This is a genomic window from Sphingobacterium sp. LRF_L2 (assembly GCF_965644235.1).
In the GTDB taxonomy this organism is placed as follows: Bacteria; Bacteroidota; Bacteroidia; order Sphingobacteriales; family Sphingobacteriaceae; genus Sphingobacterium.
In genome coordinates, this window is the sequence record NZ_CBFFRI010000009.1 from 72067 (window position 1) to 97927 (window position 25861).

General features: G+C 38.2%; 19 protein-coding genes. 6 read left to right on the top strand and 13 right to left on the bottom strand.

The window, feature by feature from the left end; translation table 11 throughout:
* Positions 1-16: 16 nt before the first annotated feature.
* Positions 17-3001, bottom strand: a complete 2985-nt coding sequence (locus ACSZOX_RS17845) for a SusC/RagA family TonB-linked outer membrane protein (protein ID WP_437921545.1) — start codon at positions 2999-3001, stop codon at positions 17-19.
* Between the two features lie 713 nt (positions 3002-3714).
* Here ACSZOX_RS17845 and ACSZOX_RS17850 point away from each other — a divergent pair.
* Positions 3715-4587 carry a response regulator transcription factor gene (locus tag ACSZOX_RS17850; RefSeq protein WP_437921546.1) on the top strand — a complete coding sequence of 291 codons (873 nt, stop codon included), beginning with the start codon at positions 3715-3717 and terminating at the stop codon, positions 4585-4587.
* A gap of 309 nt (positions 4588-4896) precedes the next feature.
* Positions 4897-5562: a hypothetical protein gene (locus tag ACSZOX_RS17855; protein ID WP_437921547.1), complete on the top strand. Its 666-nt coding sequence runs from the start codon at positions 4897-4899 to the stop codon at positions 5560-5562.
* Between the two features lie 195 nt (positions 5563-5757).
* Here the strand turns inward: ACSZOX_RS17855 and ACSZOX_RS17860 are convergent, their stop codons facing one another.
* On the bottom strand, positions 5758-6312 hold the full coding sequence (locus ACSZOX_RS17860) for a DUF1572 family protein (RefSeq protein WP_437921548.1): 555 nt from the start codon (positions 6310-6312) through the stop codon (positions 5758-5760).
* A 431-nt stretch (positions 6313-6743) separates the two neighbouring features.
* Between ACSZOX_RS17860 and ACSZOX_RS17865 the strand changes: the two genes are divergently transcribed.
* The 3 genes from ACSZOX_RS17865 to ACSZOX_RS17875 all read left to right on the top strand — a co-directional run bounded on the left by ACSZOX_RS17865 (position 6744) and on the right by ACSZOX_RS17875 (position 11045).
* Entirely contained in the window at positions 6744-7478 is a 735-nt protein-coding gene (locus ACSZOX_RS17865; protein WP_437921549.1) for a phytanoyl-CoA dioxygenase family protein, read from the top strand.
* A 137-nt stretch (positions 7479-7615) separates the two neighbouring features.
* Complete coding sequence (locus tag ACSZOX_RS17870; protein WP_437921550.1) at positions 7616-10309, top strand: DEAD/DEAH box helicase family protein; 2694 nt, start codon at positions 7616-7618, stop codon at positions 10307-10309.
* 115 nt (positions 10310-10424) lie between these two features.
* The gene (locus tag ACSZOX_RS17875; protein ID WP_437921551.1) at positions 10425-11045 is read left to right on the top strand and encodes a hypothetical protein; all 621 of its coding nucleotides are present in this window, start codon (positions 10425-10427) and stop codon (positions 11043-11045) included.
* A gap of 230 nt (positions 11046-11275) precedes the next feature.
* Here ACSZOX_RS17875 and ACSZOX_RS17880 read toward each other — a convergent pair whose 3' ends face one another.
* The 3 genes from ACSZOX_RS17880 to ACSZOX_RS17890 form a co-directional block, all read right to left on the bottom strand.
* Positions 11276-12373: a glycoside hydrolase family 88/105 protein gene (locus ACSZOX_RS17880; RefSeq protein WP_437921552.1), complete on the bottom strand. Its 1098-nt coding sequence runs from the start codon at positions 12371-12373 to the stop codon at positions 11276-11278.
* A gap of 421 nt (positions 12374-12794) precedes the next feature.
* A complete protein-coding gene (locus tag ACSZOX_RS17885) occupies positions 12795-13985 on the bottom strand; it encodes a hypothetical protein (protein ID WP_437921553.1) in 1191 nt (396 codons plus the stop codon).
* 245 nt (positions 13986-14230) lie between these two features.
* Complete coding sequence (locus ACSZOX_RS17890) at positions 14231-17290, bottom strand: beta-L-arabinofuranosidase domain-containing protein (RefSeq protein ID WP_437921554.1); 3060 nt, start codon at positions 17288-17290, stop codon at positions 14231-14233.
* A 291-nt stretch (positions 17291-17581) separates the two neighbouring features.
* Between ACSZOX_RS17890 and ACSZOX_RS17895 the strand changes: the two genes are divergently transcribed.
* A complete protein-coding gene (locus tag ACSZOX_RS17895) occupies positions 17582-18277 on the top strand; it encodes a DUF1905 domain-containing protein (protein ID WP_437921555.1) in 696 nt (231 codons plus the stop codon).
* On the opposite strand, the gene ACSZOX_RS17900 is transcribed toward ACSZOX_RS17895, so the two are convergent.
* The 8 genes from ACSZOX_RS17900 to ACSZOX_RS17935 all read right to left on the bottom strand — a co-directional run bounded on the left by ACSZOX_RS17900 (position 18267) and on the right by ACSZOX_RS17935 (position 25855).
* A complete protein-coding gene (locus ACSZOX_RS17900; RefSeq protein ID WP_437921556.1) occupies positions 18267-19868 on the bottom strand; it encodes a DUF4139 domain-containing protein in 1602 nt (533 codons plus the stop codon). The two genes, ACSZOX_RS17895 and ACSZOX_RS17900, sit on opposite strands and share 11 nt — an antisense overlap.
* 259 nt (positions 19869-20127) lie before the next feature.
* The gene (locus ACSZOX_RS17905; RefSeq protein WP_437921557.1) at positions 20128-20967 is read right to left on the bottom strand and encodes a glycine betaine ABC transporter substrate-binding protein; all 840 of its coding nucleotides are present in this window, start codon (positions 20965-20967) and stop codon (positions 20128-20130) included.
* A 12-nt stretch (positions 20968-20979) separates the two neighbouring features.
* Positions 20980-21816, bottom strand: a complete 837-nt coding sequence (locus ACSZOX_RS17910; protein WP_437921558.1) for an ABC transporter permease — start codon at positions 21814-21816, stop codon at positions 20980-20982.
* Between the two features lie 6 nt (positions 21817-21822).
* Positions 21823-23067, bottom strand: a complete 1245-nt coding sequence (locus ACSZOX_RS17915) for a quaternary amine ABC transporter ATP-binding protein (RefSeq protein WP_437921559.1) — start codon at positions 23065-23067, stop codon at positions 21823-21825.
* Positions 23068-23568: 501 nt separating this feature from the next.
* A complete protein-coding gene (locus tag ACSZOX_RS17920; RefSeq protein WP_437921560.1) occupies positions 23569-24117 on the bottom strand; it encodes a YbhB/YbcL family Raf kinase inhibitor-like protein in 549 nt (182 codons plus the stop codon).
* An 88-nt stretch (positions 24118-24205) separates the two neighbouring features.
* Positions 24206-25042: a helix-turn-helix transcriptional regulator gene (locus ACSZOX_RS17925; protein WP_437921561.1), complete on the bottom strand. Its 837-nt coding sequence runs from the start codon at positions 25040-25042 to the stop codon at positions 24206-24208.
* Between the two features lie 26 nt (positions 25043-25068).
* Positions 25069-25404 (bottom strand): hypothetical protein, encoded by a 336-nt coding sequence (locus ACSZOX_RS17930; protein ID WP_437921562.1) that lies wholly within the window; start codon positions 25402-25404, stop codon positions 25069-25071.
* A 154-nt stretch (positions 25405-25558) separates the two neighbouring features.
* Positions 25559-25855, bottom strand: a complete 297-nt coding sequence (locus tag ACSZOX_RS17935) for a GNAT family N-acetyltransferase (protein WP_437921563.1) — start codon at positions 25853-25855, stop codon at positions 25559-25561.
* Between the last annotated feature and the right edge of the window lie 6 nt (positions 25856-25861).

Below are 25861 nucleotides of genomic sequence, written 5' to 3' on the forward strand. Positions count from 1 at the left end.
GTTATCCTCTGTCTCACTAAAGCGAGAAATTGACCCCTAACAAAATATTTCGCGACGGTGGATAAGGTAAATACTCTATACCCAACGAAGGAATACCATTGCTAGATCCATCTGTATTGACTTCAGGATCGAAACCCGTATATTTCGTGATGATAAAAAGGTTTTGACCGGTAAGTGAAACGTTGAAATTCTTAAACATTTTCCCAAAATCGCCAACAGCATAGCTTAACGTAAGATTCGCTAACTTGAGGTAATCGCCCTTTTCGAGATAACGTGTAGAAGGTGCTGATGAATTGGATGTAGACTCTTTGACAGAAGTATCAAAAAATGCAGATCCGATATTACGTGAAGACAAATTACTTATACCTAATACGGTCGCTGCTGTATTATTGAAAAGATAATGTCCCATAGCACCATTCATATTGGCTCCCAAAGAGAATTTCTTATAACTTACGTTCGTAGAAATCCCTAACAATGTAGTTGGATTTGGACTATTGGCGTAAAATTTATTTTCAGCAGGATCGTTGTCACTGCTAATACTTCCGTCAAGCCCACGATACATACTCATCCCTGTTTGAGGATCTATACCTTCATATTGAGCCAAATACCATACATTTAATGGTTGCCCATTCACCATACGTTGCCCAAGCACACCAGAGAATCCCTGACCTCGCAATGCACCGGTTTCGTAGTATCCAACGAGACCGCTCACGCTATTTTTAAGGAAGGTGGCATTACCTGTCAGATCCCAGTTCCAATTATCGTTTCGAACAAGTGTACCCGTCAAAGAGATCTCGACACCTTTGTTTACTATTTCTCCATCCAAATTGACCCATATACGACCTGCTGGCGCTGGTTGAGCAAGAGTTTGTTCAAACAATGCATCCGTTGTCTTTTTGTTAAAGAAATCGATCGAACCATAGAGTCTATTTTTCATAAAAGCAAAATCGATACCTGCATTTATGGTGGTGGACGTTTCCCATTTCAAATCTGGATTACCGTAATTGACTTGATTGGCACTTTGATTATCAAAAACAATCCTATTCAATGATGCGCCAGAGGTAAATTCCTGATTGCCGGTACTACCCCAACCTACACGAACTTTCAACTGATCAAATAGTTCGTTAGATGCTAGAAATTTCTCTTCGGCGACGTTCCAAGCTACCGCGATGGAGGGGAACATTGCATATTTGTTATTAGAACCAAATTTTGTGGAACCATCTCGCCTTACTGTAGCAGTAAGTAAATAGCGGTTTAAGTAGTTGAAACCACCTCGCGCAAATAAGGACTGCAACTGATTCGTAGGACTTCTATATGACGATACTTGCCTTGTAGCAACGGTAGAATATTGTAAATAATCGAAATAGTCAAGTCCCAAGTAACGGAATCCTCCACCAAAAGAGATATTGTTTCTATAGTCATAATTGAGATACTCGTAACCTATAACGGCATTCACATTCCAATCTTCATTAATTTGCTTATTGTAGGAAAGTGTATGGGTCATCTGTAAATTTGTCTCTCCATTATTAGAAATAAAAGCTTCTTCATTGCTTGAATTCGAGGGATCAATCAATCCTGCACGGTACATTCCCTGCCGATTACCGGTTTGTCTCATCGCACTGTAGATAAAACGGTACTCCAAATCATCGGTAATTTTGTAATAAGGAGCAATATTCACTACCATCGTATTTGTTGTCGCTACATCTTTAAAAGCTTCAATACTTGTTAAAGGATTTCGTGTAGTGGTGCTGACGAATGTTAAGTTCCCTTGATCATCGTGCAATGAAAGTGTAGGGTTCCATTGCAAGGCCTGAGATATAACGTTTCCTTCAGAGCCTACCGTAGCATTGATAGGGGCATACCTATTGTCTAACTGGGTTACAAATAAAGAGAAATCCAATCCAAGTCTCTTATTTTCTAGAAACCGGAAGTTACCTGTAAAATTACCCGTATATTTTTTTAATTGCGACCCATTTATAACACCGTTCTGATTGAGATAGCCTCCAGATAGGCGATACTTTCCGTGTTCGGTTCCACCGGATACATCTCCGTAATAGTTTTGTGTAACCGCCTGCCGTGTAATGGCTTTGAAGGCATCCTCACTACCTCCAAAATCGGCATTTGCAGCTTCGGAGGGTGTATAATAGTTTAGTGCTTCACGGAATCTACTCGCATTAAGTACATCAGGATATTCCCGCATTCCCGACACGCCAGCCGAAGCGCCTATAGAAACTACAGGAGATCCCACAACTCCTTTTTTTGTACTGATAATCACGACTCCATTTGCTCCTCGCGAGCCATAAATAGCGGTAGCAGAGGCATCTTTTAAGATATCCATACTAGCGATATCGTTTGGATTTAAATAGGTTAAGGGGTTACCTCTATCGGAAGAAAAACCTCCACGTCCTTCAGGTAGCGGTGAATTTCCCGACATCGGGACACCATCTAAGACGAATAAGGGATTGTTACTTGCCCGAATGGACGAGTTCCCCCGAATCCGTACTGTAGCCGATCCACCGGGTTGTCCTGTATTATTGATAACCATAACTCCAGGTGTTTTCCCTTGTATTAACTGATCAGGACTTGTCATCAGTCCTTTGTTAAAATTCTTTTCAGCTATAGTAACCATGGCACCGGTAAGGTCTTTTTTACGCGCGGTTCCGTAGCCAACCACAACGACTTCTTCCAGATCCTGGTCTACATTGGGTTGAAGCTGTATATTGACTTCACCGCCTGAAATTGGGGCTTCTTTAGCTTGATAGCCAATATAAGAGGCTTCTAAAACTTGAGCATTTGCGGCAACCTCCAAAGAGAAAGTTCCCTGTAAATCTGTAGTGGTCCCCTCGCTACCTCCTTTCACCTTTACAGTAGCTCCTACAAGAGGGCTTCCTGTTTCATCTACTACCTTTCCTTTTATTGTTCTCTGTTGTGCAAAGATCAGTTGGGATACGAGTAGTAGCGCTAGCGTCATGACGCATTGTACAAGTAGTTTATTTTTCATATAAATATTATTATTTATGAGTGTTAGATTTCATTGGAATAAATGAGCTAGTTTCACTCGGTTTGTTTTTTAATAGCCTTATGGAATGTCCAGGTTGAAATACCGCGCCTATTTTAATTTTAGTTATTTCTTTTTTATAGACTTATCCCCTTTCGTCAATTTGCAGGGAATGTCCGTAAAATGAGGTATTCCATATGGATTAAACACAAGTGATTTGGTCAGGATAAATACCCTGCTTCGGAAATACGATTCCGACTGGCCATCAAAGATGCTGGATTGGGACTTCGAACAACGATAGTCCAGATTTTCTGGGTTAAAATTCTTTGGTAGAACATATGTTTATCTTTGGTTATATCAAGTATATAAAAATCAACAAATCTGTGGCACAACATCAATCACAGCGTCTCAATCTTATATCATTACGTATCAAGATTTTTCTCTGGTTTCTCACAAAGAACAGCAGCAACAGGCCTGTCCGCTAACTTTTAAAAGAAAGTAGAATTTAAGTTAACATGCAGCGAGGTTTGGCACAAAAATGGCTTCAAATTATATTGTATTTATTTTATAAGATTTTATCCTACTGACAACCAAACATGTAGAAGAGTCTGCCTTTAAAATATGCTGACCAAAATCGAATAAAACAGATTACATTTTCAATGGATAGAACACCATCCATTAGCTGGCTAAACTTATAAACGAAAAACCTATTGAAAATGAGCTTATCTTTTACAAAAACAATTGCTAAATCCTTAAATCTAAAAATTAGCGATGATCATCATCCAACTCTTAGTTCTTGTTATAAGCGAGAAACCACAAAACCTGTCATTTTATTGGTAGAAGACGACAAAGAGGTATTGGCTTATTTAAATAAGGAACTGAAGACTGACTATATGATTTTGAGAGCGACCAATGGAAATGAAGCACTGGCTATACTTGCAGAAAATGAGGTACAACTTGTGATAACGGAGATTATCACCCCAATCATAGACGGTATCACCCTCTGTAAACATATAAAAACGGAGGTGTCCTACAGTCATATCCCGGTTATTTTTCTTACGGCTCAAAATACCCTTGAAATTAAAATAAAAGGATTGAACAGCGGTGCAGACGCTTACATCGAAAAGCCTTTTTCTTTGGATTTTTTGTTGGCTCAAATGCAAAATATCCTGAATAATCGAAAAATTGTAAGGAATTACTTTGCTCAATTCTTTTCACCAAACCAACATAATTCTGCAACTGTCGCAACGGAGGACTTTACCGAACAACTTAACAAGATTATCTACGCAAATATCTCGGACATCGACCTGAATGTAGACGAGTTGGCCAAACTCATGAATATGAGTCGCCCCACTCTTTATAGAAAAGTTAAACAGTATTCGGATTTAACCCCGAATGAAATGATCAACATCGCTAAACTGAAAAAGGCGGCAGAATTGCTCGCTCAAAAGAAATATAACATTACACAGATCGCAAATATGGTCGGTTACAGTGTACAATCGAATTTCTCAAGGGATTTTCATAAACATTTTGGTATTCCACCAAGTATTTATACCATGGGGATAACGAAGCAGCATGACGTTGCTTAAAGCGTTATGCGCATCGCAAATGGAAAAAAAGATTAAATCTATATTTTGTGCCAATTCTAGCTTTTGTCGCGGGCGTCAAAAGTTGATCTGAGGAAGGAGGATTGTTCATGAAAATTTTATCTTTGCATGCGAAGAACTTATAATTATTAGCTTACACGATCATAGCATAAACTATATTATTTATTTTGTAAATAGATTTTTTAGGACAAGTTTAAGAGCTTCTAAGACGTGAGGTGGTAGATTATCAGGCAATAGACTACTTGAAAAACTCTCCACCACCATATCAATTAATATTAAAATCTTAAATAAATGGACAACACTTTTGTCGTATTTCGTAAGTTTCAAACATTTAAAGAAGCTGAGGAACTGCAAGATTTTCTTCAAAAAAATGAAATCTCTGCACGTCTCAATCAGAACAGTCCTCCAGTGGATATTACATTCACTGGTCAGACAGCAGCGTATGCCTTCGAACTATTAATACACCAATCCGATTTCACTCGTGCCGAACTCGCAATCAAACATGAAATTCAAGACAGCATCACCGTTGGAGATATTGAGAACGACTACTATCTCTATCAGTTTACAAACGAAGAACTTTATGATATTTTGTCGAAACCTGATGAGTGGGGAGATTTTGACTATATACTTGCAAAGAAGATTTTACAGGAGCGAGGAAATGTTATTGACGAAAGCTATATACTTTCACTTAAGCAAGATCGATTAACTGCACTTTCTGCCCCAATCGAAAACCAACAAAAATGGGTGGTACTGGGTTATATATTTGCCGTATTTGGAGGATTATTAGGAATAATTATTGGATACGTACTCGCTAGTTCTAAGAAAACTTTACCTACTGGTGCAGTTATATACGCTTACAGCGAAAGAGATCGATTACACGGCCGAAATATTTTTCTTATTGGATTGCCTATATTTCTTTTATCACTCTTTTTCCGAATTTACCAACAGATTGTGTAAAGTAATGTCACGGGTATGTAAGCTAGGTTAAAAGATGTTAAAACACCAGATATGATGCGTTCGATAAGCGAAATACTGCCTATCTTTGGTCATTCATAATTTAGGTTAATAATTGGTTAGTTAGTAAAAATCCTGAAGCTCCCCGCTTCAGGATTTTTTATTTGGTATCGCTCCTATATACCAATTTTGATAGCCCTATAAATCATCGGTAAAATGCCTTCTCTGTTTGCCTTGTTCAAATTTACGGTCGTTATAGTCGTTCGATCGATGACGAGCAATAGATAGTGTCTTCCACTGTTCATTTTTTACCATTTTAGCGATAAACACGAGTTGTCCGATATGATACGGATAATGTGCAAGTTGTCTATTTATTGCCTCCGTTACTGTATGTCCATCATTTCTAATATAAACTATCGACTCTAAATCACCTTCTTTTAAAGTGTCCAAAGCAGCAAACAAACAAGACCATCCTTTTTCCCAAATCTTTAGTAATTCTTCTCGCGTCGTCAATATAGCCTCAAATTCTGAATCTCTATTTCGCCAAGATTTCTCTCCATCTGAAGTCAAAAAATCAGTAAAACGTGACAACATGTTTCCTGCAACATGATTAACAATCATAGCGATGCTATTGCTCTCCGTATTGTACTGCAAAAAAAGACTTTCGTCATCTAATTGAGCTATGGCATTTTCACCTAGCATTTTGTAATAAGCAAATTGTTTGATGACACTGGAAAGATAGGTACTGTTCATGACGATTATAGAGTTAATTTTAAACAAATAGAATAGACAATGGTAGCATATGCCTTACGTTTGGTATTAACGGTCAAGCCTAAATTGAAAAAGCAACGATCGTTCTTCGTTAACGATTAAATCGGAATCCGTAGCGGGATTTTCTTCTCTTTCACGAGGCAAAGTTAATTTATTTTCTCATGCAAAACCACAATGATAACTCACTTATTAACAAACAAGTACTATCTAAAAACCATTTCCAGTCAATTATTTAAATAACTGAAAAGCCTATATCCCTCCTAGATAGAATGTGGAGGCCAAAGATTGTATTAAAATGAAAAAGTTGACCAACGTAAACATTAGCTAATCTTTTTTCTTATTTTCATTCAAATAGAGTGGGCGACAAAATTGCTTAGTCTTAAACAGATTATCGAAGATTAGTTTTAGAACGAATGGGTTTTACGTTATCAAAATATGTGCAAGAAATTGCCGAGCGAGGTTTTACAATTATAGAAGAGATCTACAGCAAACAGGAGATTAAAAACATCATTAATGTTATTGAACAAGCCGATAAATCAAAAGAAACGTTCCGAAAGTCTATGGATTTATTTGCCATCCGACAGTTCCTTAAAGAAATACCTGAAGTTGAAAAACTTATCTTTACAGAAAGAGCGAAGAAAATAGTATCTAGCTTATTCGGAGAAGATTTTTTCTGTATAAAGAGTATCTATTTTGATAAGCCTGAGACTTCAAATTGGTATGTAGCGTACCATCAAGACTTAACGATATCGGTCGACAAAAAACGAGAGATTGCAGGCTTTGGTCCATGGACCAACAAACAGAACCAGTTTGCAGTACAACCTCCAATAGCAATATTAGAAAATATCTTTACGCTACGTATCCATTTAGATGACACAGATCATGAAAATGGAGCCCTTAATGTAATTGAAAAATCACATCTTAAACAGATTTATAGACCAGAGAATATCGACTGGGAAAAAGAGACGGTAAAAACCTGCGTAGTGCATCAAGGAGGAGTGATGATTATGAAGCCTCTCCTACTCCATAGTTCAAGCCGGACAACCAACGGAAAAAGACGTCGCGTTATTCACATCGAATTTTCAAATCAAGAGTTACCCGCCGGTTTAAATTGGTCCGAACGAACAACAAAAGACATTACGAACTAAAGGATACAGTTCATTGGCAGCGATCAAAACAATATACGTACAAACAATTGACCGGTACAAGTGCTCAAGTATTACGTCATCGATTTTGAATCGTAAAGAGACTTTCGTATTTTGGACTTTCATCAGGTTTCCAATAATTGAAAGCATTTCCCAAAACGATACAATTTAAATACCCTTGGCGTGCCTACCAGCAACGTATATTAGATAATCTGTCGACACACCTCGAAGATAGACATTTGCATATAGTTGCTCCTCCGGGTTCTGGGAAGACTGTACTTGGCTTAGAAGTAGCCATTCGTCTGAATAAGCCCACCTTGATTTTAGCACCGACAACTGCAATAAAGAATCAATGGATCCAACGTTTTTGCGATCTTTTCTTACAAGAAAACGATAAACCAGAATGGCTGTCTACAGATATTCGTTCGCCTGCTTTCGTAACGGTGGTGACCTACCAAGGATTGCATGCCGCTTGCGCCAAAGAAAAAGAGACTGTAACACAAGTGTCGTCAGAAAAGGGATCAATAGGCTTAAAAAGCGTCGTTAATAAACTAAAAGCACAAAACATAGCTACGCTTATATTAGACGAAGCACACCACCTTAAAAATGCCTGGTGGGAAACCCTCTTTGAGGTAAAAGAAGCGCTCAAACCTACGGTTGTCGGACTAACGGCCACACCTCCATACGACGTATCTGTAGCGGAATGGAGGAGATATATTGACCTCAACGGTCCTATAGATGAAGAAATATCTGTTCCAGAACTCGTTAAAGCAAATGATCTGTGCTTGCATCAGGATTATATACACTTTATGCTTCCTACCTCACAAGAAAGCAAGCTTATTAGCTTGTTTCGGGAAAATGCATCAAGGATTTTTAACGAGTTAAAACACGATGAGGTTTTAATCGCAGCAATGGAGCAGCATCCTTATTGGCATTCGCCAGAGGCACACATAGACGCCATATATAACGACATGTCATCGTATTCGGCATGTTTAATTTTCCTGTTCTCAAATGGACGAGAGTTGCTCGATACACATTGGGATATTATAGGCGATAAAGATTTTACGGTACCATCGTTTGACTATTCATGGATGGAAAGGCTCTTGACGTTCTATCTCTATAAAGAAAACGTCTATTTCCAACTTTTCGAAGAACACAGGCAACAAATAGAAAATAGACTTAGACGTAAAGGAATACTCGAAAATAAACGTATTGACTTTTTAAATAATCAATCGGTAACTACAAGTTTGACAAACAGTATCCGGAAACTCGACGGTATAAAAGAAATTGTCGATTTCGAGCACAGCCAACTGGGGAATAAGTTGCGTCTTGTCATATTAACAGATTATATACGAAAAGAGTTTTTTCTCAAAAATACAACGAACAATGTGGAATTAACCAAACTTGGTGTACTCCCGATATTTGAGAAATTACGAAGAGAGAATGTAAATCAAAAAAAAATAGCCGTATTAACAGGTTCCATTATCATCATTCCATTGTGCGTACAGCGCAACTTTGAAGACCTCGCCGTACAGCTAGGGGTAATGAACAGCAAATTCACGAATGTTCCCTATGACAGGAACTATCTTTTGGTGGAACTATCGGAACGTTTTAAACATCAGGCTGTTCATATCGTTACCCAACTTTTCCAAGCAGGTGATATTGAGATTTTAATTGGAACAAAATCGCTTTTGGGAGAAGGTTGGGATGCACCAGCAATCAATGCGCTAATATTAGCTAGTTTTGTCGGCTCATTTGTTCTTTCAAATCAAATGCGCGGCCGCGCAATCCGCAGTCAGAAAATGAATCCGAATAAAACAAGTAATATATGGCACCTCGTCTGTTTAGACCCTACCCTTCCAAATGGAGGTACCGATATGGATTTGTTAAAAAGAAAATTCAAAACATTTATAGGTCTGTCCTTTCAGGCAGACAGTGGAATTGAAAATGGGATTGGTCGGCTTGGCCTCCCTCTTGATTATCGTACGCAAGAACATATAACAGCTGTTAATACAGCTATGTTTACCGCTGCATCAAATCGGGAGAATCTAAAAAAGAAGTGGGACGAAGCATTACTAAAAGGGGTATCTCTGGTTGAAGAGATTAAAATACCTTTTCGAGAACGAAAAACCTATGAACAGACTAAATCACTTTACTTAAATAAAACAATCTACAACCTAACAGCAACACTAGCTACATCTGTATTAGGATATCTAGAAAGTATTTTAAACAACATCGATCGTATATCCGAACACGTCAACAATCGACAAGAACTCTATTGGGTATTGACAGCCATAGCTGTAGGCGGAGTAATATTATTTGGACGAAAAACCTATATCGCTTTTCGGTTGTACCTCCAGTATAGAGACATTTCAAAGGATATTCGACATATTGGAGAAGCTTTACTAGCAACGCTTCATCAGGCAAAGATCATACAGACCGATTTATCTGTACTCGCTATCGACACGCATATCGATGCCGATGGTGCTATTTATTCCCATTTGAATGGGGGAACAACAGTTGAAAAATCAATGTTCATCGAAGCCATGCAGGAAATTGTAGAATCAATTCAGAACCCAAGATACATTCTTACAAGAGAAAGTCGCCTCTTCAAATGGCGGGAACAAATAGATTACCATGCCGTTCCTGAAATCATAGGGCGAAACAAATCTACGGCACAATATTTTGAGACGCAATGGAGAGAAAAAGTAGGTCCAACTTCCTTATTATTCACCCGAAATCTTAAGGGTAGAAAACTACTATTACAAGCTCGTCTGAAATCTTTATCGGCTCAATTTGAAGTCAGAAGCGAACATGTAAGCAAATGGCTTTGATACAACAAGTCTCCTATCCCCCACCAATAAACACAAACGCTTCCTATCTACAGAAAGAAACAACTATAATTCTAGCATTATTTTTGTAATGCTAGAATTATAGTACATAAATAACATGATCACAAACAATCGATTTAATCATAAATTAGCTTCTTACTCATTTTTAGCATGCGTTACGCTGTCCTTTTTCTTGATTTCGTGCCAACAAGAAACAAGCAACGCACAATCGAACAGTTCGGCAGACACGCTTCTGAACAAGAAATCAGCAGTTTTAGATACAACCTCAATTGCTCAAAATGTAGACCTAGCGACTGCAGAGATCGATTCGCCAGCACCGATCACCCCGAAGTTATTTAAACCTATACAATGTGATTTAGATGGAGATGGTATATCGGAAACGGTTAGTCTACTTTTAGACCCACACACCGGAAAAAGTGGACTACAAATCAAATTTGGTGGCACAGAAAAAATTGATTCATTGGGATTTGGGAAGGATGTATTAGATCGAGGATTTGACGACTTAGAATGGGTCGGTATTTTTGAGAAAGCGCCAAAAAATGAAGTCTACTTTGATAACGTGAATGAAGAAGGAGAGATTATTGGTGAAGATGAAGTAGATGATGCCGATAAAATTAGGCTGGAAAATGACGGTATATTTATCCATGCAGCAGAAAGTTGTGGAGGAGGTGTTATTTATTTGCATAAAGAGCAATATCATTGGATACAACAGGAATAATCTTGTTCTTTTAAAGCTATTTCAGAGAAATTCCACAAAAATAAAATTCGCTTGGCAACTAGTTTCTCAAAAAATGGGCACCAGAAATAACACTAGCCATCTTACACTAATGTATTAGCCAGCCCCTTTTGCAAGGCTGGCTAATACGTCATAACTATTTACTTCGGATTTGCCTACTTATCTTCAAAGCTTGCTTGTCTCAAATTGTCCTCTTCCTGTAGGCTGCTATTTTACAGAAGTGCTACAGCACACCATAAATACGGTGCTTGTCCGTGAAAATCTCCCGCATTTCGTGGACGTTCATAATAATATTGTTTATCATCCTTCTTGCCAGTTCCAATGCAGACCTCTGTTACATTGTTCCGTTCATCAATATAGGGCACCAACGCTTCCCACGCTTTTTTTGTCGCTATACTATACTCATCAGCATCCAACCATCCCTGCTTTACCCCCATGATAAATCCGTAAGTAAACATTGCTGATCCAGAGGTCTCAGGCCAGAAATCAGATTGATCAATCAGCTGGTTCCACATCCCAGAGACCTGTTGATAATCTTTTAGATTTTTCATCATATCTAAATATCCTTCCATAATCCGTGGACGATCTTTATGCCCCTCAGGCAGGTGAAACAATAGATCTGCCATACCAACAGACATCCACCCATCTCCCCTTGCCCAATAATAGGGAACATCAGGAGCATGATAAAATAAACCATTTGGTCGTTGAAGTTCGTCGAGATACAAAACCATTTCCTTTGCCGCCCGATCGATATATTTTCTATCGCCCGTCACTTTAAAAGCTTCCATTTGAACAACAGTAATCATATACATATCATCTATCCATAAACGAGTCTGCCAAGAGTAACCTTTGTCTGCCCAAGCTCTTTCTTCGGGCTTCGCGTTTTCAGGCAAAATCCATTGGGAATCGGCATAAGCAAGCCCCATATCCTTATAACGTTGATCTTTTGTTACTCGGTAGAGCTTTAGCGCAAGACTTCCAAACATGTTGTAATCGACATGATTTTTAGGAGGTAATAGCGCCGCTTCCCTAGAAAAAAAGGGCTCGAATTTATTGACTAACAATTTTAAGAGTTGTTGATCTTTTGTCTTCAAAGCGAACTCAACCGCTCCGTTCCAAGTACATACCTCCGCATAATGTATCCATCGTCCTGCATAGAGATCGTGTCTATCGTCAACAAAATGATATGCCAATTTTTTTCCAACAACCTTTGGATCAAAAGATTTTAAAAACTTAAACTCATTTGTCTGTGCAGACACCAGCATAACAGATAATACGAATGAAAATAAAATGCTATTTTTTTTCATCATAACTAATTTTGGGTTATTAAAATTGAACGATAATGCCTCGCAGCGAAAACACAGCTGCCTGCCCGTTTATTAATTTGATCAGCGTTAAATCAATTGCAATTTCTGCAAACTTATCGAGCAATCATCCACTTATAGTATCAATAAATCACCAAATTGTATCATCATGTCAGAAAGAATTCTGATCATTCCGTTAAAGTTCCGTTAAAAAATATTTCCGGCACAACTTTGCGAAATGAGAAGCGTTATATAATCGATTCATAATTTAGGTTAATAATTGGTTAGTTAGTAAAAACCTGAAGTTCCCCACTTCAGGTTTTTTTTATTCCCTCCTTGCTAACTCAAAATTAATTCCAAGACGAAAACAATTTCTCTTGAAGAACAATCTTTCAAACTTCTACAAACCACGCTATACGATTAAAAATCAAGGCTCTATCAGCATCGCATTTTCAACCCCGATATGAAGTTTTTCACCATAGAACCAACCAATTCCTAGCTTGCCTTGAAATAGCGACATCCGTACAGCCTTCCCATCTATTGGAGATGATTCCTCTCCACGATACGACGCTTCATCAGGTATACTCAGCTGCCAAAAATTCTGCGAATGGCTTTTTGGCGCAGAAGAATCACGTTCCGCATCAATCATATTACCTAATTTTAATGCGGGAATAAAGTACATACTTAACAAAAGGAACAAGATTGGATACAGTCTGATACGAGAAGTTAAAACGCTACTTTTTTTATCGGAAGGCAAAAGACATCGAATTCCTAAAGTCATTATAAATGCAAATACAGCTCCCCAGCGAAGAAAGAAGAATTCACTCTCGACATGAACTAAATCAAAAATCAAGATATTCCAGAGAATAATAGAAAAACTCGCACAGCCTATCAGCAAGCCAAACCATATAGACTCGAATACTTTCCAATACCGAACGACAAGATGGATTTGCGTTGCCAGTGCAACACAAATCAGTATCTGTACAAAAACTCTATCGGGAACTGAACCTAAAAACACTAGTGCAGCAAGCCATAGTGTAATAAAAAAGGTATACAGAACAATAAATAAACGCCTAATCAGCCCATAATTGAACCGTTTTTTTCTTTTTACCTCAAGAGCATCACTAAACGGCGATGCTACAGCAACACCTGCTTTCTGAGCTAAATCATTCCACCGTGCATGTAAATATCTAAAATGGGAATCAATAAGTTGCTGTTTACCTGTCACCCAAAGACTTAACTGATAAGTCCTAAAACTTCCATCTTTTAATTTAGCGGCTAACGCTAACTGATGCATTTTGCCTAACACAATATCTCCTCTGTCCCAATAATACACCTGGTTACTGCGAACAGGTAAGATAATAGTACATCCATTCTCGTTGATAATAGCTTTCCATGTGAAGACATAGTAAGCATATTTCGCTAAGAAATAAATGACTGCAATTGCTAAAACTAAAATAGCAATTTGAGAGAATCCAATAAATCCGCTACTTGAGTTTAACGTACTTAAATGGAAAGGTCTATAGGCAACAAAAGTGACTATGACTAATAAAGAAGCTAAGATGAATAAACGATAGCCCCAATCATAACGAAGTGTTTGTTCTGTTTTCTTGCTCATAATATATTTTCAATTGGTAGTGTGATGTATTCGTAATTTAACGAAGTGGTTAAAACAAATATACAAGAACATTTGAAGTAGTTAAATGTTTTCGATTTTCATCGACTTCTCTTCAACATAGAAGAAAACATAGCTTCGCCTTGAATAGGCAGGTATGAACAAGACATTTTCAAACAATACAAATAGAAATGCAAAAAGGCGTCCTCTGAATTAAGAGGACGCCTTTTCAACGAAAAATCATTTCTTTATTTTAAGGTAACATCTAAGTAAACAGAATGACGTCCATAGGTTTCATAGAAAGGTTTGAACATCACATCGCCAATAGTGAATTGTAAAGATTCTGGATTACCTTGAATTGACTTACTGATATCCTGCGCATCGAGCGTAACCTTACGCCATTCTTTACGAGCTTCAGATTCCTGTGCAGCCAACAGCACCGGCCCATAAAATAGACTAGCCACATTTTGTTGATCCATCACCGGATCAAGATGGAATTGGAAAGGCATCTGTAGATCAATCACATCGCCATCATTCCATTTGCGGCTAAGCTTTAGATAACTACCTGGAGTGGCCTGAATCTTTTGAGATTTACCATTTATTTTCACAAAGAATCCTTTAGTCGCCCAACCGGGAACGCGGACATGTACATCAAATTTTCCTTTCCCTTTTATCGTCAACCGTGTCTGGTCTTCCTTTGGAAAAGCTGTAGTCTGTTCTATGGTTATCCCTCTTTCGGTCCATTGCAGTGTCGAAGGAATATATAAATTGACATATAGGGCTTGATTATCCTTACTTTTGAAGTAAATTGAGTTCTGTAATTTGGTGCTACTTTCGATTGCTGTACCATTACAACAGGTAAAGCCTGTCATGTTAGGATTACCGAATTGCTTGATAGAGCCGGGCCGAAGCGGAACATGATAGGTATTTGCAGGACTATTCTCCGCCACGGAAGCCAAGATGTGATTATATAATCCACGTTCGTAGTAATCCATTAATTCCGCTCGCTGATCAAACAAAAAGAGGTTACTCGTCAACTTCAGCATGTTGTATGTTGCGCAGGTTTCATTTTGTCCTCCTGCAGAGAAGCCATTCTCATATAAAGTGGCAGGCTGACTAATGAAACATTCAGCATTGGCTGGATTACGGGCACCTGCGACACCTCCAATGCTATACATATAGTCATTGACAGCCTTATACCAAAAGTTATCAGCAATCTTATAATAATCAGGATCGTTGGAAACACGATACATCTCTATACTACCTACAATTTGAGGAATGTGCTGATTCGCATGCAAACCGCGAAATGTATCGACGTTTTTCGCTAATCCATGTGTATGTTTTGCATCGCCAAAAAACATATCGATATTATCGAACAACTGAGCGGTTTTCAAATAATTCGGCTCGTTCGTTATTCTATAAAGTCGGGCCATAGCTTCATTCATTCCACCAAACTCTCCCGCTATGTAGGTGTTCCACATTTTAATTAATGTTTCTGTCGGAACTTTACTGAGGCGTGTATATACCCAGTCACTCATCCCTCTCGCTACCTCTAGGGCTCTTTTATTACCACTTACCTCATACACATCCATCAAGCCAGCCAAAATCTTATGTAAAGTATAGTAAGGTGCCCAAACTTGGTTTTTCTGTCCACCGTACTTAGCTCCTCGTTCTAACATAATGAACTGATCAGGCGGATATGCACTGATAAACCCTACGCCCCAATTCCAATAATCTGTTCGAATCCCCTCTTCACTAAGATCTGAATCATAATCGGACTTTCCTGGACCATAAGGCACTGCGCTTGGATCAGCTACAAATGTACTCCCTCCATCTTTTCCTTTTCCAGATAATTGCGACAACTCATATAAGGTGTTAACCATATATTCCATTTTATTCAGAAAATTTGCCTGCAGAGCTTTATCATATCCCGTACTAGCATATGCTTGTGCAATAGCGGTAAGATAATGTCCTGTAGCGTGTCCTCTTAATTTCGTATCCTGACTATCCCACACACCAAGCGGCTCTGCCCCGGATGGTTGCTGCTGACCAAAAGCATGACGAAACATATACAAAAAAGAGTTCGGATCTGTTTGAGCAAGTGTATTTATAAACTTATCGCGGTTTTCTATGAATTTTGTATCATGTTGATGACTATCATTATCTAAGGAAACTTGATCGAGATGGAATGTTTCTAGCTTGGAACTAGGCGAAGTCGGCTTTTCAAATCCCTTTACGGTAATTGTAGCTTTAGGCTGCAAATCTGTACCGGGAATACGTCCTGTTATTGTATATTTTCCTGCCTCAAGTACCGCATCGTTGTCAATAGCAGAAGGCCACAAAACACGGACTTTAGGCCCTACCATCGCATCCCGATAGGTACCTTGTACATAACTCGGTAAACGTGGCAGATTGCCAATTTCCGTTTCCACCTCTACATCAGCAACGCCCAACAAGTAGGCATTGTACAGTTGAGCCTGTGTAAGCGCAAATGTCGGAAGATCATCTTCTGCTTTTCCCATATTGGCAGTGTCCTCATGCACATCTTTCAATGCATTGGCATAAATTCCTGTCACTTGCTTTGGACTTAAAGCAACCCGATAGATCCTAAAATCATGGAACAATGCGTTCAGGTTTGGATCATCTGCTGCTAAAGATCGTCCAATATAAAATAGATTTTTCTCTCCACTTTTCTGTCCCAGTACTTGTGACAGTTCGAAAGTTATATCTTTTGCTTCCCCAACCGGTTTACTATCCACGTATGTCCTGAGCGATTTCGAGGCGACATCAACCACAATAGCAAGATGAACCCATTTGTTCAACGCAATTGCAGAAGAAATAGCGCTTTTATTGGAACTTCCTTGCCGATTAATAGACGATTGAAAACCTGTTTGATTTTTAGTACCAAATGGCGCAGCAAAGAAATGTGTTGTCAAATTTTTTCCAAAATCAAAGAATCGCTGTCCTACGGCAGCCGAGCGCAAGTATACCCATCCCGAAATACTAAGTGATTCGATGTCGTTGAGTGCTTCACCTGGAATAGAAACAAAATCCTGACTTGTCCCCGATAGAGATAACACCTTCCCAAACTGTTCATCATGGACAAATTTTGGTTCCTGCGCTTTACCATGTAAACCATTCCGAGACCAATCCTTAAGGTCTCCGTCAAATACGTAACGCGCGATCATCCCTGTTTCTCCAATACCGTCCAAGATCTGATCTCCATTTTGTGCTTGAACAATATCAATATTCTCCACAAACACAACTGCGAGAAAGAGGACACGGAAGATTAATTTATTTATTTTCATATTATATCATTTTCAACAGAACCTTCTTGAAATGGCCTGTTTATTCAATAGTATTTTTTCATCCACAAAAACAGCATGGCACAATGTCAATCTTGTTTATCGATATCACTGAATTGAAAAACATAATTTATCATTCGCTAACTTTTTATAAAACTAGATAGAATCCGTATACTTCTATAGGTCTATTTTAGCTAATAATTACAGGATATTAACCGATACTTTTTTTAGTACAGCTCTGCTTTTGTCTCTTCATAAAAATACAAATAAATACAGTCTGCATCCTGCTACCTTATGTTTTACACACCAAAATTCGGTAACGTATTCTTCGAAAAAGAAAAATGCCCCTCCACGAGCAACAATAAAAAATCTCCTTTTATTAAATACCCAAACACGCGCAAAAAAAAAAAAACAATGCCTGCTGACATAAAGCTGTCCCTCGACATTATTAATTTTGCATCATCGCATAACGTACAAATGGGCAAACAACAAAATAAAGGGTCAGGTATTTCATTAGTTGATTGCATGAAAGATAAATTACTAACAGACAAAATTTATAAAATAGAAAAATTCGCTGGAAAAGGAGGCTGGACCATTGTAAAGCTTCCAGAAATTAAGATAATCAAGAAAGTAGCCTTTGGTTGGCTGACCGTAAAGGGACAAATTGATAATGTTGAAATCAGAAATTTCAAATTGCAGTCAATGGGAAATGGCGTACTTTTTCTATCGTTGAATGCCCACTTAAAGAAGAAAATCAAGAAACAAGAAGGCGATTTTGTTCATATCCTACTGTATGAAGACAACAAGCAATTTGAAATACCAGAAGAACTAAATCTATGTTTATCGTTTGAACCGAACGCTTACTCAATTTTTTATTCCTACAAAGACAATAAGCAAAAAGCAATTGTCGAATGGATATATTCAGCAAAGAGTGAAGATCTTAAAATTGAAAGAATGGCACAGTTAATAAATGATTTACTTAAAAAATAATTCTACTGTTTTTAGGAGACTTAATTTGGAAACTAAATTTAATCGTTTTGCTCTCTCCTGGCTGAAGATTAAGATTCCAAGAAAGTACTCCGGTTTCTTTGTCTACTTCCGCATTTCCACTATTATCCAAGCTAACATCTATACTCTTATCTGTAGAAATAGGATATTGATCCTCCAAAAGTAATTGTACCGGTACAGACTTGTTATTCTTCACTGTCAATTGATAACTATAATGCTGCCTTTTACCCCCTACAATCGTTTGATTATTCCGCTCTTCCACAATCCGTTCCCGATCAATTTTAATTGCTTTATCTCTTCCCATACTAACACGTAAGGTATCAGAGGTGATATTAGCATCAATCACAGATTTCCCTACATACATATTTTCGAAGAAGACGTTGGCCTCTCCTGGAATAAGATTCAATCTTTCATAGTCTTTTACTTCTGCTACTAAGAAAGCATCTTTATCAAGTTTTGGGACAGCATAATACTTGAATTCGGCAGGATGTGTAAATGCATTCAAAGACACACTATGCGATTGCCCATTAGATAAAATATCTTGTAAGGCTTCAATCTCAAAATTTTTACTCAATTGATTTTCCGATGCAGTAGCAGCGGGAACAGCTAAAAGATCCACTGTTTCCTTTTCCTCTTTTGATCGAGTAGCTTTCGAATTAACCATTACACCAGCAACACGTCCTTGCAAGGCATCGTTGACCTGCATCTCGGCATTCCGCCTTTCAACGAAATAACCTGCATAACTGGGTTTCAAAACAGGAGCATCTCCACCTTGCGACGGATTCGCAGACGATAAGATAAGTTTCACATTCTTCCAATCGACACCTGTGTTTTGGTAGATATAAGCTTTATGGATAAAAGATAGGGGCTCCTTTATAGATTTCGCACGAATGTCATAATAAGGAGTCCATTGTGCTTCCTGGGTTTGATAACTTAGCCGAATTGAGATATTGCCAGCAATCTGACTATTCAAATAAACAATAAGCTGTTTGCTGCTTCCAATATAACTTTGAATACGTGTAGCGAGCAACGCAATAACGCTATCTAACGACACAATTTTCTTATCCAAAGTACTGGATTCACTTCCCAGATCTACGCTTTTCTTTTGGTAATAGTCTAACAGGCCAGAAATTGAACTAATATCTAGCTTCGTTTCCCCATTGGGTATCAATTTATCATTGTTTAATATTCGTTGCGCACCTTCATTAGCAGATTTCTTGATGATAAATAGTTGCTTTTGTTTATTTAAAAGATCTAAACTATCCTGCAACTGCTTATGTGTAGCATTCGCTATGACTGGTGTAGCAGCCTCATCTAAAGAAACGGAATTAACAGTTATATCTGAGGGACCACCTAATTGTACACTACGAATATCCAGATCATTCGCTATATTATGTATTACCAGCTTCACATTTCCCCGAGGAATACTCGCATCTACCGTGTTCACCATCTCCGCGCCATTCGTAAACACCGTCACCTCTTTTATCTTGGCAAACGACACAACAGCAGACTGTGCAGTAATATCCTGTACAATACATAATACGAAAAACAAAACAAGCAATGATCCTTTCATTTGTCAATAATTATTTATTCATTAGTAGCCATTTAACAAATCAATTCCTACGGCATTCTTCTGCAGGAATATGAAATTTATTTGATATGAATGAGTGCGTTAGCCTCGATTTACTATCATAAACACGTCATCCTGTAAATCCTATCGTATTAAAGATAACAAATCCTATGCTATTGTTTTATCTAAAATTGTTTTTTTTTATCGACTAACTGTTTTTCAATGCACAACCAATCCTATTGCAAAACGACCGATTTGCCAATCAAGAGCCGATCCATTGTGAAACCAATACTGTATGTTCGTCAACCCATTCTTTCGCTACAGTCTTTTTATTTTTATTTTTTTGCATCCTATCTAACAACTCGGTCAATAAAAGATCATCAAAATAAATACGTTGAAATATACCATAAACCTCCGCCTGTTCTTTTTCAAAATTTTGCCGAGCATAAGTCTCGATTCGCTCGGCATCTCCAAAAGATTTTTTTGGATCTTCCAAAAATTTGAGATCATAGCTGGCAAACATCCAATGGGGCTTCCAGCTACTCACAACAATCCAACGTCGTTCCTTTATCGCCTTATCTAGTTCCGCAATCATAGCAACCGACGAAGAATTCAGCTGATTTAAATTCAACTTGTAATCTTCGATAGCCTTATTTGTGCTTTTGGTAAGCCCTGCCCCTAACTCTATCCCGACAATACGATCTTGAAATGCCTCACGATGTAAGTTTAATTCCTCAATAGAATCGATCGTAACATATGTCGGAACCACTAATCCGATTCGGGCATTTTCATAATTGACCCTAATTGATTGTATTTTTTTAAATCTTGCAATTTTATGTCCGTGGGTTTCCGGAAGCCATGTATCCATAAACAGATCCGTATCTCCATTGTCCATTGATGCAAATATCAGATCAGCAGATGCCCGTTGAATCACAACATGATATCCCTGTCTTGTCAATATCTCTTCTGCAACAAGTGTCATAGCTTCGTTTTGAGCCCATCCATTTACCATTCCGATCGTGATACGCTTCCTATGATAATCCTGACATCCCATAGTAAATACACCAACAACAATAAATAGCAATATAGATTTTATCTTCATTTATCTCCTTTCCTACTTCGTTAAACCTTTGGGTTTATTAAATGATTGCGTGATACGGTCCAGAATAATAGCGAGTATGACCACTGATATTCCAGACTCAAATCCCAAACCTACATCGAGGTTACTAATTCCTTCCAAGACTTTTTCACCAAGCCCCCCTGCCGCAATCATCCCCGCTATCACGACCATCGATAACGATAACAAAATGGTTTGGTTAACTCCGGTTAATATCGTTCTTAGGGCCAGAGGTAGTTCCACTTTAAGTAAAACCTGCCTATTTGTTGCACCAAGTGATCTACCCGCCTCCAGTACATCTTTTGGCACCTGTTGAATCCCCAGTGACGTAAGCCTTACAGCCGGCGGCATAGCAAAAATAATCGTCGCAAACGCGCCTGGAACTTTCCCTATACTAAAAAACAATACCGCGGGAATAAGATATACAAAGGCCGGCATCGTTTGCATCAAATCCAAAATAGGCCTTATAATTCGCTGTGCGGAGCTGTTCTTTGCAGACCATATCCCAAGTGGAACGGCCAATGCTAATGCAATCACCGTCGAAGAAAGAATAAGTGCCAGCGTCTGCATTGTTGCAATCCAGTACCCCATTAAATAAATCAATCCTAACCCCAATAAGGTAAAAACTGCAATTCCTTTCCCTGCACGTTTAAAAGCGAGAAGAGTAAAAAGAGGGATCATAAGGTAAAACGGGATGCTCACAAATATCCATTCTATTCCTTCGATAGATGCATTTCCTGTATTTTTAATAAAATCAAAAAAGGGTCTACCATGTAATCTTAACCAATTGACGAATTCTGTAACGTATTGTCCTATATCTATAATTTTCTCCATGTTATTTTAAAAATTGTTCGCTTGCTCTTTTAGCTTATGAATATCTTCCTGGTTGAAACGTGTAGCTTCGATAATTAAAGCACTTTGAGCTATTATTCCCAAAAGTTTTTTGCTAGCCTCCTCGACTACTGCAATCGGTGACTTTGTTGCGGCAATCAACGGCAACATTTCTTCCACTGTAGCTTCCGTCGTAACGGACGGAACACTGTCTTGTATAATACGTGCTACTGTAGGCTCCTCATTTAGAGCAGACTGTATAGCATCAGCCAACCACACGAAACCTAAAAAAGTGTTTTTCTCATCAACTACAGGAAGAACGTCAAGACCAGTGGTTCGCATCTTCCGCAATGTTCCTTCAGGTCCATCTTTTTTGAAGCGTACAGCAGTAGGCTTTTCATACATAAGTGTGCCAGCGGTAATAATCGTTTTGCGATCCACTTTCTTCACGAAAGCCTCTACATAGTCACTGGCAGGATTGGTTAAGATCTCTTCCGCTGTTCCAATCTGCTCAATGACCCCGTCTTTCATAATTACAATACGCTCACCGAGTTTAATCGCTTCATCCAAATCGTGGGTAATGAATACGATGGTCTTCGAGAGCTTATCCTGAAGTCCAAGAAGTTCATCTTGCATTTCTGTTTTTATAAGCGGATCGAGGGCAGAAAAAGCCTCATCCATCAGTAGGACTTCAGGATCATTGGTCAATGCACGAGCTAAACCTACACGTTGCTGCATACCTCCAGAGAGTTGAACTGGCAACTGATGTTCAAATCCACGGAGACCTACAGTATCCAGAGCTTTTTGTGCCTTTACCTCGCGCACATCTTTCTCCTCTCCTCTAATTTCCAATCCAAATGCTGCATTCTCCAACACAGTACGATGTGGCAACAGCCCAAACTTTTGAAACACCATACTCATCTCGGTTCGCCGCAAATCCAACAATTCCTTATTATTCTTTCGCGTTACATTATCTCCATTAATAATGATATCTCCGGCAGTAGGTTCTATTAGACGATTTAGACAACGTAGCAAGGTTGATTTACCACTCCCCGACAATCCCATGATAACAAAAAACTCACCCTCATATATTTCAAAACTCGCGCGATTTACACCAATAGTACAATTCGTTTCTCTTAAGATTTCTTTTTTAGATTTCCCATCTTTGAGCATCTGGAGTGCCCGTTCTTTATTCTTACCAAAAATCAAAGTAAGATCTTCGACTTTTATTTTTACTTGTCTATTTTCCTTCATATAGTTTGCTGTAAACGTTAAAGAGTATTATCTCACATGGATAAAACAAGGTTGGGAGCAAGTCCCTTTGTTGTCTAAAATATGGTGCTTTCGAGAAGGCTTTTAAACAACAATACCGATGATGTGCTGCAAAACTACGAATTAAAATAAACAAAAACAAGAAAACAGGTATTTTTCAGAATTTAATTCTGTTTTAATCATCAAATTTGAATGAAAATTCTATTAAAAACAACCTTTCATAAACACATCAAAAAGCAAGTAGAAAAAGACCTTCTTGAAAAAATCAAAGGCCCCTTCTGAAAGATTAATGCTGTAGAATTAGCACACCAAATTATTTTAAAAAAATTGACAAGAAAGCCTCTGTTTTGAAAGAATTGAACCTCGGCCTATAGAAAAATTGTTGCCTAATCAAGAAGAGGGCCTTCATCGAAATCACTGAAGGCCCTCTCTTTAATGGCAACTGTAATTATATAAATTTCTTTATCAGACTTTACAATAGTACTATCGCTTGTAATATGTGACAATACTAGCTTTCGCCAACGTCTGATTCCAAAGAGTAAAGCCCACTATTGCAGGGTTTGTATTTTCATTCAATCCTAATTTATCAGTTTTTAACGCATAAACAGTTATGATATATTGATGAAAACCATGTCCGACAGGAGGACAGGGACCTCCGAATCCTCTGATTGCATAATCAGTTACACTTTGGATAGCGCCCTTTGGAGCTAGATGCAACGCTATATTTCCTGCGTTTGTCACCAATTCATTTACGTTTGCAGGAATATCAAAAACAACCCAATGCCAGAAACCACTCCCCGTAGGTGCATCAGGGTCATACATTGTCACAGCGAAACTTTTCGTCTCTTTGGGTGCATTTTTCCACGACAACTGAGGCGATTTATTCTCTCCTGAACATCCAAATCCTCCAAATTCCTGTGTCAAAGTCGCTTCACCTCCTAAATCACTACTCGTCAAAGTGAAAGTCGTCTGACTAAAAACAAACGTTGAACAAGCAACGAACAAAATTAAGATTAAGTTTTTTTTCTTCATTTGTGTATATAGTTATATATACCACAAAGTTAATGGAGACAACCCTGTATAAATTATTCCTTTTGGCTCAGAAAGTGTTGAAAAGTGTTCAACTTTTTCTTCGGGTACGGGGAGTAAGACCATATTTAGCTTTGTAAGCCTGAATAAAGCTCGACAAACTTTCATACCCCACTTGCAAATAAATCTCCGAAGAGAGCCGACCTTCTTGTTGAAGCAAATAATCGGCATACTCCAATCTTTTATTTTGAAACCACTTCATTGGAGACTCCGTATAGTATTTCTCAAATTCCCGTTTAAATGTAGACACACTCATATCACATAAAAACGCGAGCTCTTTCAAAGATAATTTCCGCAACTTGTTGCTTTCAATGGTGGTCGTAAACTTTTGGCCTGCGCTGTGGGCATTATTACTTAATTCCTCAAGAAAATCGGTTCCATACAAACCTATAAGATACAGCATAATCTCTTCAAATTTCACAGCTAATAACTTTTCCTGCAAAAATTTAGAAAGACGGGAAACATCCATTAGACTTGCCACAAATCGTTGAATAAATGTATCATAAGAGAAGGAAAAGACAGACTTATAATGGTCTAATTCCGTTCTATCAAAATTAAACTTCCGTATGAATTCCAATAACATTTCTGTGGAGAAAAAAAACAAAACACTATGATAATTCGCACCTAAGGACAGATTTTCTGTCATAAGGCAATGTCCAGATTTCATAATGACGAAACTAGAACTATCGATAGACAGCAAGGCGTTGTCGAAAATAACCTCTTTTGTACCTTCTAAAAGAAAACTAATCGTATTCTTGTTTAGTGTAATCTGTTGCTTTGAAATCGGATTCGAGCTAATGTACTCGTAAACTTGCACGTGACATAATGCATCAAAACCGAATTGATCTGGAAGTGTAATTATGCGCATAATTAGAAAGACTTATCCTTTTACCACTAAAAAGGAAGTTCCCCTTGCCATTCATCGGTATTATCCGAATCCTCTCCAGTCTCCTGCTCCTCTAATTCCTCTGAAAGAATGTTATTGGTATCCTTAATTTCCTCATAAAGCTCTTCAACCTGTTTGATCAGGTGTACTAATTTCTTAATATTTGGATCTTTGAGATCAGCAACATGTTCCAATTGAAAATCGTAGCTATCGCCCTCTTCAAAAGCATCCATAATATCACGTAATTCACCTGCAGTAGCAATATTCAATACATTACCAAATAGCAAATTTCGCGTATGAACCAAGGACTTCAAAGTTTTGATTATTTGTGTTCTATATTCCATTTGATGAATTTAGCCCTTAATTTTATCATTCAATTCTTATTCGTGTACATAATATCACATGTCTTGCTCCCAAAAGCCCGCAAGAAAAGTGTACAAAAATACCTCTATCGCCAAAGACCAGTCAGTCTTGGTTAATCAAGCACCAAATTATGTGTTATTCATCTTTCAACCATATATCCTGATATTCGTCAGGATGACGCTTGAACTGTGCATGTACATACGGACACAAAGGCTTAATTTTTAAACCGTCGTTCCGCGCAGTTCTCACCAGCTCACTCAACAATAATTTCGCATAGCCCATACCTTCAAATTGGGGATCGACTTCTGTATGATAGACTGTCAACACATCGGAGTGTATGGATATATCCATCTTACCCGCAGCAACATCGTCGGCCAACAATCTTAATTCCCCTCTTCTATGTTCATTTAATACAATTTCAAATCTTTTCATAACAAT

What these genes read in the sequence shown, in the direction of transcription:
- ACSZOX_RS17845 (WP_437921545.1), bottom strand. Translation starts at nt 3,001, where the DNA reads ATGAAAAATAAACTACTTGTACAATGCGTCATGACGCTAGCGCTACTA.
- ACSZOX_RS17850 (WP_437921546.1), top strand. Translation starts at nt 3,715, where the DNA reads ATGAGCTTATCTTTTACAAAAACAATTGCTAAATCCTTAAATCTAAAA.
- ACSZOX_RS17855 (WP_437921547.1), top strand. Translation starts at nt 4,897, where the DNA reads ATGGACAACACTTTTGTCGTATTTCGTAAGTTTCAAACATTTAAAGAA.
- ACSZOX_RS17860 (WP_437921548.1), bottom strand. Translation starts at nt 6,312, where the DNA reads ATGAACAGTACCTATCTTTCCAGTGTCATCAAACAATTTGCTTATTAC.
- ACSZOX_RS17865 (WP_437921549.1), top strand. Translation starts at nt 6,744, where the DNA reads ATGGGTTTTACGTTATCAAAATATGTGCAAGAAATTGCCGAGCGAGGT.
- ACSZOX_RS17875 (WP_437921551.1), top strand. Translation starts at nt 10,425, where the DNA reads ATGATCACAAACAATCGATTTAATCATAAATTAGCTTCTTACTCATTT.
- ACSZOX_RS17880 (WP_437921552.1), bottom strand. Translation starts at nt 12,373, where the DNA reads ATGATGAAAAAAAATAGCATTTTATTTTCATTCGTATTATCTGTTATG.
- ACSZOX_RS17885 (WP_437921553.1), bottom strand. Translation starts at nt 13,985, where the DNA reads ATGAGCAAGAAAACAGAACAAACACTTCGTTATGATTGGGGCTATCGT.
- ACSZOX_RS17890 (WP_437921554.1), bottom strand. Translation starts at nt 17,290, where the DNA reads ATGAAAATAAATAAATTAATCTTCCGTGTCCTCTTTCTCGCAGTTGTG.
- ACSZOX_RS17895 (WP_437921555.1), top strand. Translation starts at nt 17,582, where the DNA reads ATGTTTTACACACCAAAATTCGGTAACGTATTCTTCGAAAAAGAAAAA.
- ACSZOX_RS17900 (WP_437921556.1), bottom strand. Translation starts at nt 19,868, where the DNA reads ATGAAAGGATCATTGCTTGTTTTGTTTTTCGTATTATGTATTGTACAG.
- ACSZOX_RS17905 (WP_437921557.1), bottom strand. Translation starts at nt 20,967, where the DNA reads ATGAAGATAAAATCTATATTGCTATTTATTGTTGTTGGTGTATTTACT.
- ACSZOX_RS17910 (WP_437921558.1), bottom strand. Translation starts at nt 21,816, where the DNA reads ATGGAGAAAATTATAGATATAGGACAATACGTTACAGAATTCGTCAAT.
- ACSZOX_RS17915 (WP_437921559.1), bottom strand. Translation starts at nt 23,067, where the DNA reads ATGAAGGAAAATAGACAAGTAAAAATAAAAGTCGAAGATCTTACTTTG.
- ACSZOX_RS17920 (WP_437921560.1), bottom strand. Translation starts at nt 24,117, where the DNA reads ATGAAGAAAAAAAACTTAATCTTAATTTTGTTCGTTGCTTGTTCAACG.
- ACSZOX_RS17925 (WP_437921561.1), bottom strand. Translation starts at nt 25,042, where the DNA reads ATGCGCATAATTACACTTCCAGATCAATTCGGTTTTGATGCATTATGT.
- ACSZOX_RS17930 (WP_437921562.1), bottom strand. Translation starts at nt 25,404, where the DNA reads ATGGAATATAGAACACAAATAATCAAAACTTTGAAGTCCTTGGTTCAT.
- ACSZOX_RS17935 (WP_437921563.1), bottom strand. Translation starts at nt 25,855, where the DNA reads ATGAAAAGATTTGAAATTGTATTAAATGAACATAGAAGAGGGGAATTA.